Genomic DNA, 10,054 nt, shown 5'->3' with positions numbered 1-10,054 from the left:
ATGGAACCACATTCCCTTCTGCATCGGCGTTAATGCATAGATATCCTCCACTTCACCGATACCGCTTGTCCGTTCAACGATCTGCTCCAGCTCTTGAATGCTAATGCGCTGCAATGACACGTCACTTGGCGTGAGCTCTGTTCGCTCCTTGGCCACACAATGCTCGATGATTTCAAGTAAGCTGTCCCGAATCAAGCTTGCCAATCGCTCAATCGTCTCAACACGATATTGTGTCCGTCCATAGCTGATGTCGAACTGCAATTTACCGTCCGAGACCATGCCATTCATGTCCAGCAGATAAGGTCTTTGCTGATCTCCCCCAATATTGCTGCCTGTAGTATACGGCGATGGAGAAAACCCGCTGTTCTGGAAATCTTGGTCGAACTGCCCCAAGTAGTTGAAGCTAACCTCAGGAGCTGTTCCCCAATCCTCACGAATACCCGTGTTGGATAAATATCGACAAATGCCGTAACCGATCCCTTTATTCGGAATGCTGCGCAAATCTTCTTTGACCGACTTGATGATTCGCGGCAGTTCTTCCTCAGAGCCCACCTCGAGAAGCTGCGGATACTCACTCGTGAACCAGCCTACCGTGCGTGTGATATCAAGATCTGGCAGGATCGACTCCCGACCATGTCCCTCCAAATTAATTCGGATGCGCTCATGCCCACACCATCTCCGGAATGCAATGCCGAGTGCCGTTAAGAGAAGATCGTCCATCTGCGTGTTATAGGCCCGATGCGCCTGCTTCAACAGCAGTTCGGTCTCAATAGCACTCCATTCAACCGTGACCGATTCGCTATCCCGTTGAAGAGCAATTCCCGCGTAATCCGTCGGCAGTGGAGTAATCGGCGTCTGTGCGACTTGCTGCCAATATTTCAGCTCCTCGTTCATGTCAGACTGCTGCGCATATGCTGAAAGCTGTCTGGACCATAACCGGAAGGAGTCAGTCTTGTCAGGGAGACGAATCTCACTGCCTTGAAGTGCCTGTTCGTATCCGGTGGCAAGATCCTCGAGCAAAATGCGCCAAGATACGGCATCAATAACAGCATGATGAATGACGATAAGCAGGTGATCTCCATCTGGGCAGCGGAACAATCCTGCGCCTACAAGTGGCCCTGCCTCTATATCGAACCCAGCCTGAATCACATCGGCTTCAGCCATGAGCATGTTGTGAAGAGATTCTTCGCTTTCTACGCCAGCGGAACGTTCCTTGATATCCAACACATCAAGACGGTAAAGCTCGCCTTCTTCGATTCTCCGGTTCCAGGCCGCGTATTCTCCCTGTTCCGTGCGGCGGAATACCATGCGCAGCGCATCATGATGTTCCGTTATCTTGTGCAATGCATTGCGAAGTGCCGCTTCATCGAATCCATCCTTGCGGTGCAGCATTATGGATTGATTGTAATGATGCAGACTCACTTCATCTCGATCAAAATACCAGCGCAATATAGGAGTGAGCCCAACCTCACCACTCTCTTCTCCCTGCTCAGCTTTTCGCTGAACCTCCACCAGATGTGGACTTATTTGTTCAATGGTCGGATACTTGAACAGATCCCGGATATCCAGCTTATATCCAGCTTGCTGCATGCGAGAAGATACTTGAATGGACTTGATCGAATCTCCACCTAGCTCGAAGAAATGATCCAAAATACCCACTCGCTTGACTCCAAGCACCATTTTCCAGATGCTAGCCAGCGTTTGTTCCGCTTGGTTACGAGGCTCCACATAAATCTTGCCGGAATAGTCCTGACCAGACGGTGCAGGCAATCCATTCCGATCGATTTTGCCGTTCGGCGTAAGCGGCAATCGTTCCAGCTTCATGAAATAAGACGGAATCATATAATCCGGTACTTGTTCTGCTAGGGTTGAACGCAATTGCTGTACGGATATCTCGCTGTCGGCAACATAATAGGCGCACAGAGCTTTCAGTCCATTTTCATCCTCGCGCGCTACGATAACGGCTTCCCGCACGAGTGATGTTTGCAGCATGCGCGTTTCAATTTCCCCTATTTCTATCCGGTTACCCCGAATTTTGACTTGATGATCGAGCCTTCCAAGGTATTCGATGTTTCCGTCCGGCAGCCATCTTGCCAAATCACCTGTCCGATACATCTTTCCTTGTGAGTAGGGGTCATCAACGAATTTTTCTGCTGTCAAGTCATCACGGTTCAAATAACCTCTGCCGACACCGGCTCCACCTATGTAGAGCTCTCCTACAATTCCAATTGGCTGAAGCGCCTTGTTCTCGTCTAGAATGTACATAGATACCGAAGGCAGTGGTTTACCTATCGGAAGCATGGTGATGGAATCCACACTACCATTTCTCTCGTAATAGCACGCATCGACGCAAGCCTCAGTCACGCCATAGCTGTTCAGGATCCTCATTTGCGAGCCGAATCGTTCCATCAGCTTGCGATATTCCGCAGCCGGGCAATGATCCGAGCCCACAACGAGCAGGCGCAGACTGCTTACATCCTTCCCTTGTTCATGCACATATTCCATCAACGGAATAACGAGGGCTGGGGTTGATTCGAATATGTGGATGCGATGTCTTGCGATTAGCTCGCATATCGCTTCAGGGTTAGCTCGCGCTTCGCTTGGGCAGATGATAAGCTCGCCTCCGTACAGCAGCGCTCGCACCATGTCTCCCGTAAATACGTCGAAGGAGAAGCTTGCCCATTGCAGCGTCCGAATTCCCGATTCATCTAATTGATAGGCATGCTTCCATGCATCCCCCAAGGCTGTAATCTGCTTATGCTCAATCATGACGCCCTTCGGCTTGCCAGTTGTACCGGATGTATAGATGACATAAGCCAAATGATGTGCTTCGTTGACCGACTCCAAGTTATCGCGGTTTGCTTCATAGTCGTTCTCATCATCAAGCAATACCCATGTTCCTGTGTAACCGAGCCGTGTCTGTAAATGACTTTGCGATACGAGTACTCTTGCATTAGAGTCTTCCAGCATATATAAAATGCGCTCTTCTGGATATTCAGGATCTATCGGAACGTAGGCTCCACCCGCCTTCAATATTGCAAGTATACCGACGACCATCTCAATCGAGCGGTCTGCCATGATGCCTACGAATTGCTCTGCTGCTACACCATGGGCTCGCAATGTTCGAGCGAAGCAATTGGCTTGTTCATTCAGTTCCTTGTAGGTTAGGTGCCGATCTCCGAACACGACAGCAACCTGATCAGGCGTGCGTTCGACCTGTTCCTCAAACAACTGGTGAATCGTTCGTCCAACAGGCTGCGGCGTTGACCAATTCCCGTTGCTGAAGCGTGTCAGGATGATCTGAGCTTCCTTATCACTGATCATGGACAACTGCTGCAAGCTCTGGCTCGGATTACTCAACATCTGATCAACGATGGTCATCATTTGATCGATGATACGAATGACTTCATGCTCTTCGAACAACTGTTTGCGATAATCGATATTGAAAATGATCTGATTATCATCCATCATATCTTCTACGTGAACTGCAAAATCGTCTACCTCATGACCGCAAAAGCTGCTGCGTTGGCGGGCGGCTAGTTCTCCGTGACTGAACCAGCGTATCGGCATATAATCGATGGAAATACGGTACAAATCCTGAATCTCAACACTATTATTTTGCTCTCTTAAATCAAGAATAAGCTGGTTGTAAGGATACTTCTGATGCCGCAAAATTGCTTTTTGCTCTTTGGCAACGTTATGTAGGAAGGTTAGTACATCTTGGTCTGGGGTAATCGTCAAACGAGCGGCTACCGTGCTTACGAACATGCCCAGCGCATCCTTGTCTTGCCTGGAAGTTCGATTCGCATAAGCGGCACCGACAGCAATATCGTTGTTCCCTGTCGTCTTATATAGAAATGCGTATAAAGAACCTAGAAATAGAGTAAAGAGACTGATATTGTGCTGCTGGCTAAATCGGTAAAGCTTCTCGTACATTTCTCCGCTAACCGTGATGCTTGTCCGACTGGCCTCAGTGCCGATTGAATGAGGAGGGTAAGATTTGATACTTATCACTTCTGGCATTGTGCTGAACTTATCCAGCCAATATGACTTATCTTTCGCGTATCGATCAGATTGTTCATACTCTCGTTCCGCGAATATGTAATCCAGGTAAGTGCTCTCTTGTTCATCCGTGTCCGCGTTGCCACTCAACATTGCTGTATAATTCTTCATGATTTTATAAACGATAAGATGAGAAGAGACTCCATCCGTTACAATATGATTCATTTTCAAATTGAACCATGCTTCCTCATCATTGACGTTAAATACGACAAAGTGATATAACGCTGGGTCGAACATATGGATAGGAATATGATTAAATCGATGTAACCAGCTCTCAGCTTCAATCTGATTATCCCACTCTAAGTAATCAACGTGAGGGACGATTTGCTCTACGGGAGCAAATTGCTGCTTCGGCTGATTGTCTGTCATTGCGATTCGTATTCGGAAGGCATCATGCTGCATGATCACTTGATATATCGCCATTTTCAAAATCTCAACGTCTACCTTGCCTCGTATGTACATTGTTCCAGCAACGGTAGTAACTGACGTATTAGGATGCATCATTTCTGTGTACCAGATTCTGCGCTGCGCTTGCGTCAAAGGATACCATTCGTTAGGATTCGCGTTCACGTTGACTCTCCCCTATTCGAAAAATATTCGTAAGCGTCCGGAAACATCATCAGTGGATTCTGTTCCAAAAGAGTTCACAATCATATCCGCAGAAGAGATAAGATACATGGCTATATGAAGTTATAATTGCTCGTCATGATCGTGGCTATCAAGGTTATTGTTGAAAAATCGTAAACTGTGATGGGGATCTAAGTTGGATTACGGGCAAAACCTGTTCCTGACAAATTGCGACGAAGTAGTGTAGAGGCAGAAACGAATATAGACATGTATGAGGCTCAAATTAGGCATTGCTTGTGATGCTGGACACCTCCTCATATAAAACTCTACATGCGTAATTCTATGGAGGAAGAAGATGCACCTTTTGTAGAGAAAGTTAATGATTTCCATAACGTATTATATACAGTATTGAGGCCATTAACAATATCATTTACTATAAATTAGCATAATTCTTTAATTTTTTGTAAATGATCACCGTTTTTTGTCAATCATTTTTCACAATTCACCCACTGCTGCACAATCCTCTAAAACAAAACAAGACAGAAGCCCCTCTTCCTCTATGCAATCGAACTGAAATTTGCATGAAGAGCGGGCTACTGTCTTTTATGAATTTACGTACATCTGATTCGAACATGCATGGATTTAACCATCATAATTGACAACATAGCTGTGAAGTTCCGTATGATAATACCCTTCGCTATATTCAATCAACGCCCCGTCAATGTCATAAGAATAGCGGGAACGCTTTAATAGCGGCATTTCGTGACTGACTTCAAGTATTGATCTCGCAGCTTCTGGTGCAGTCGCAACAGCAAACTCGTCTTTATATTTTCCAAGCTCGATATGCTGATCTTCGAGCCATTCATACAGCGACTGCTCGCTCAATTCAGATAGATCGAGCCCTTCCTCCTGAAGCCTTACATAATGGGTATAGTGAATATATGGCGTTCCGTTCAAATCATATACCCGTTCAATGCACAGGCAATGTCCCCCGAACAATGGAAATGGAATCGTTCCTGCTTCATTGTGTATGACCTCGGCCCGAATGACTCTTTTCTGAATTTTGTGGCCTTCTTCGACTAGGATTTCCGTGAACCGCTTCCATTTGGACAGCTTCGAGACGGAAGTATTGCGAATGACCTTGGTTCCCTTGCCGCTTCCTTTCTCCACATACCCTTCCTGCACAAGCTCAATAATTGCATTGCGTACTGTAATTTTGCTAACTTGGAACTCTTCTTCAAGCTGCGGTTCCGAAGGGATGTATGTCCCTAGCGGATATACACCGTGCAAAATGCGCTCTCGCAAAATATTTCTTACCTGTACGTACAAGGGACGTTTGTTGCGTGACAATCTCAATGTTACTGCCTACCTTTCTACATCTATCCCAGACTCCACCATCGCTCGCAGCACCTCACGCTCCGTGGCCATTGGTGTATCACCCTCAAATGTGTGCGCAAGCATGCTGGAAGCAGCGGCGAACTCTACCGTCTGCTCTGGAGCGAAGCCTTGGAATTCTCCGTGCAAAATACCGCATGTATAGGCATCCCCCGCTCCGATCCGATCATGAACCGCAAACGTTAATCGTTCCGAGAAGGTAAAGGATTCCTGCTTATACATGAAGCCTTGCAAGGAATGCGTCTGATTCTCGTGAATAGCGCGGTGAGTACCTGCTATGACCGAAATATTATACAGCTTTGCAACTCGAGGAATCAACTCCTCCAGCTGTTCGCGCCGCTCCGTCTTCTCCGTCTCCATCCCGAGCGTCAGCATCGCGTCCTTCTCATTCATCATGACAATGTCCGCGAACCTGAGCATCCCTTCATAATGTGCTCTTGCCTTCACATAGCCCTCTTCGCCCCAATGCGCAGGACGATAGTTGCAATCGAAGATGACAGTACCTCCCGCAGCCTTGACGGCGGCAGCTAATGCCTTCATATGTTGGCGAACACTATCATTCATCGCGAGTGCAATGCCGCAGAAGTGAATCGCATCGATGCTGCCAGCAATCTCACTATATGGATACACATCATCGGGCGCAGTATTAAAGCTGCTTCCAAGACGATCTGTATAAGTTACGCGCCCAGGACGGGGGCCGAATCCTTGTTCTAAAAAGTACATGCCGACGTATTTGCCGCCATGGCTAATGAACGCCGTGCCTATCCCGAGCTTGCGCAAATATGCCTCCGCAGCTTCCCCAAGCGGATTGTCTGGCAGCCGCGAAATCAAATAGGCATCATGGCCGAAGCGAGCAAGCTGCGAGCTGACGTTGACGCCTGTACCCGAAAACGAGTAATCCAGCTGACTTGCCTGGCTTAATCGCTCCACGCCAGGCACCGTAAGTCGCATCATCACTTCGCCGAAGGCCGCTATCTTCTTCATGCCCAGCTTAGGCACATTAGGCATAATACTCGACCCACTTCTTCATCACAGCGTATAAAGTACGAATATCCTCTACCTTCGTATTGCCCGTTGCACTGTCCACGATTGAAGAGTACACATGTGGAATGACAATTGGCACCTTCGCTTCCAGTGCAATGCGCAGGATCGCTTCGAAGTTATCCAGATCAATGCCGCCAGTCGGCTCTAGTGCGAACCCTTCTTCACCGCACGCCTTTGCAACCGCCCGAAGCTCTTCTTCGCAGGCAAGCCCGTTCATCGGGAAGTATTTCAATGCATTCCCACCCATATCGCGTACAAGCGCGATTGCACTCTTAATAGGAACAATGGCCTTGTCTGCCTGATCCGCACTTACCGGACCTGTCGAAATGTTAACGTATCCCACCTGCCCAGTCGGCGATACCAAGCTGTTAATCCAGCTATCCTTGCCATTCAAGTTCGCGCGTGTTGCCCCAACCGAAGGGAATACTTGATTGATATGACCGCCGCCATAATGCTTCGCAATCTCTGCCACTACTGCCGCTTGACGATTGTCGCCAGCCCCGAGTCCAATTGAAACTGCATCGTCAATCGCAGCGCCGTATTCCTTCATCGCTTCTACAGCCGACTCAACCGTCGGATAATTTTTGGACAGGACTCCAACAAGTACATGACCTTCTGCCGCCTCGAAAATTTCTTTTGCATTTTCCACACTGTTTGCCAGCACATTTAGTGCCGCGCGTCCTTTGTATAAACGTTTATCCATATTAGACATGAGTAGTCCCTCCCACTAATTTGCGAATATGTGACTCAATGACGTCCATGTCATCCCCCATAAGCGGACGCGGATCGATATCGAAGTATCCTTGTCTAACCCCATAGTCACGGGTATAAATAGCGATTTCCCCTTCCTGCAAGCCCTTCACAACGTCCTTCGCCGTCGCGCTGGCCAGAGCAGGATCGATCTGAATGCGAGCACGGTATATTGCACGCCCCGCTTCATCCTGTACAATCGTGCATGTGACACCCTGGAGCTCATTCAGCGGCATAAGCTTGGCAAGCTCTGCCTTCTCCTGTTCGCTCTTGTCTTCCTTCACCATATATTCGTCCAAAGCCTGCAGCAGTCCGAACACGGATTCTTTGCCTACCTTCATGCTCCGCCCGATCCCGTGAAGCTGTACCTTCACCCATTCGATGGCTTGACGTTTGCCCGCCACTATGCCTGTCGTTGGACCTTCAATTGCTTTGGAGCCGCTATAGATCGCAAGGTCAGATACCTGCACATACTTGTGCAAATCTTCTTCCGCAGCCGCATCAACGATGAGCGGCACCCCATTACGCTGCGCGACTTCCCAAGCTTCCTCAACGGATATCATGTTTTTTTGCACAGCATGGTGAGATTTCACATAGAGAATTGCCGCGGTGTTCTCATGAATGGCATCCTCGATATGCTCAGCCTTGCCTTCGTTCGCATACCCAACCTCCACGAGTTTCCCGCCGCCTAAATAGACCATCGTCTCGACAGGTGCACCGTATTGGACATTATGACCTTTTAAAATAATGATCTCGTTCTTCTCAATCGGATCTTGATGCAGGCGAAGACTCTTGCGGCGGTTGCCTTGCGTCACGATTGCCGCAACAGATAGTGCAATCCCGCTTGATGCTGAGTTGACAATAACGGCTGCTTCGGAATCGATGAGCGCTGCAACGTAATCGCCTGCTTTATTGACGAGGTCGGCAATTTCCACATAGCTCTGTCCGCCGATCTTCATCGCTTCCATTACTGTATCGGACACAGCCGATACGCCGAGAATACTCATGCGTCCGCTGGCATTAATGACGCGCTTCAGTCCGTACTTTACATGCAACGTACTCGCCATTCGCAAACACTCCCTTGGTTACGATATGTTGATGCCCGATACGGACATCGCCTTCTGAATCGATGAGTTCAATTGGCTCATTGCGTACTTCGAACAGCGTCAAGTTCGCGCGATCTCCTACTTGAATGCGACCAAGCTCCGGCTTGCCTAACCATCCCGCAGCACGTGTCGTCACGCCGCCGATCACTTCTTCAAGCGTATACCCTAAGTACAAGAACTTCGACAGCACATGCGCCAAGCTGTATACAGGACCGTTCTGCCGATTACCGCGATAAATGTCTGAGCTGATTGTATCCACGGGAATGTGATGACACTTAGCCGCTTCCGCAACCTTGAAGGAGAAGCTGGCCGTTCCGTGTCCAACATCAAGATGGACACCGCGTGCTACCGCCTCCTTCAGCACATGAAGCGGTTCTCCCTTCGCATCAAATAAGTTATTTGCTTTACCATTTAAATAATGTGTGATGACATCCTTCTGCTGCAAATAAGGAACGATCTCTTCAATATCCGGAGGTGCTGACCCGATGTGCACCATAACAGGGAGCCCCATGTCTTCGGAAAACTGCCGTGCCTTGCGAAGCGGTTCAATGCCGCTGTCCAGCACAACACTTCGACTAATCCGCGCTTTGAGGCCAACAATGAAGTCTTTATATCGTTCTACCGCTTCCTTCACCGCTGATTCATCAATCCAAGACATATCCGACAATTCATCGATACGCTTCAGTCCAATTTTGGAGATATTAAGGAATGCCAGCACATTCGTGACAGATTGTTCCGCCTTCTCCTTCAGTTCCCCTATTCGCTCTGCCCCCAAACTTCCGGCATCAATGATGGTCGCAACTCCCTGCTCGACACCTATCTTATCAATAGCGTCGCCGTAAGGATCAAATTCTTCAAACGCATGGACATGCATATCAATCCAGCCGCTCGACACGTATGTATCCGTACCGCTATAATCCAATATCCGGTCACCTTGACCCTTGCCAGCTTCCGTGATGGCTGAGAGAATTCCATCTTCAACTACGATGTCTATTTCTGTACCGTCCACATTCTTCACGTCTCTTACGACGATCCGTTCGCTCATGCTGCTCACCTCGCTTCGTGTAAACAATCTATCAATCTAACAACTTGATTTCATAGTGGATGGATTAAGGCCAAGCCAAACATTA

At 48.3% G+C, this 10,054-nt stretch carries 6 protein-coding genes; all 6 read right to left on the bottom strand.

The features are described from left to right. Window positions 1-4,632, bottom strand: a 4,632-nt coding sequence (locus BBG47_RS20765; RefSeq protein ID WP_139070737.1) for a non-ribosomal peptide synthetase, incomplete at its 3' end; no start/stop codon positions are given. 639 nt (window positions 4,633-5,271) lie between these two features. Further along, entirely contained in the window at window positions 5,272-5,985 is a 714-nt protein-coding gene (locus tag BBG47_RS20760; protein WP_065293309.1) for a GntR family transcriptional regulator, read from the bottom strand. Window positions 5,986-5,994: 9 nt separating this feature from the next. After that, window positions 5,995-7,032: a sugar kinase gene (locus BBG47_RS20755; RefSeq protein WP_083189500.1), complete on the bottom strand. Its 1,038-nt coding sequence runs from the start codon at window positions 7,030-7,032 to the stop codon at window positions 5,995-5,997. Beyond that, complete coding sequence (gene dagF, locus BBG47_RS20750) at window positions 7,025-7,780, bottom strand: 2-dehydro-3-deoxy-phosphogluconate aldolase (protein WP_065293308.1); 756 nt, start codon at window positions 7,778-7,780, stop codon at window positions 7,025-7,027. The genes BBG47_RS20755 and dagF overlap by 8 nt, the downstream gene beginning before the upstream one ends. Then, window positions 7,773-8,885 (bottom strand): DgaE family pyridoxal phosphate-dependent ammonia lyase, encoded by a 1,113-nt coding sequence (locus BBG47_RS20745; RefSeq protein ID WP_065293307.1) that lies wholly within the window; start codon window positions 8,883-8,885, stop codon window positions 7,773-7,775. Before BBG47_RS20745 ends, dagF begins: the two co-directional genes overlap by 8 nt. Then, window positions 8,839-9,969: an amidohydrolase/deacetylase family metallohydrolase gene (locus BBG47_RS20740; RefSeq protein ID WP_065293306.1), complete on the bottom strand. Its 1,131-nt coding sequence runs from the start codon at window positions 9,967-9,969 to the stop codon at window positions 8,839-8,841. Before BBG47_RS20740 ends, BBG47_RS20745 begins: the two co-directional genes overlap by 47 nt. Window positions 9,970-10,054: the final 85 nt, after the last annotated feature.

The organism is Paenibacillus sp. KS1 (assembly GCF_001680695.1).
Taxonomy (GTDB): Bacteria; Bacillota; Bacilli; order Paenibacillales; family Paenibacillaceae; genus Paenibacillus_B; species Paenibacillus_B suaedae.
Note: the sequence above shows the minus strand (reverse complement) of the source record. Positions and strands in the feature narration are given on the sequence as shown.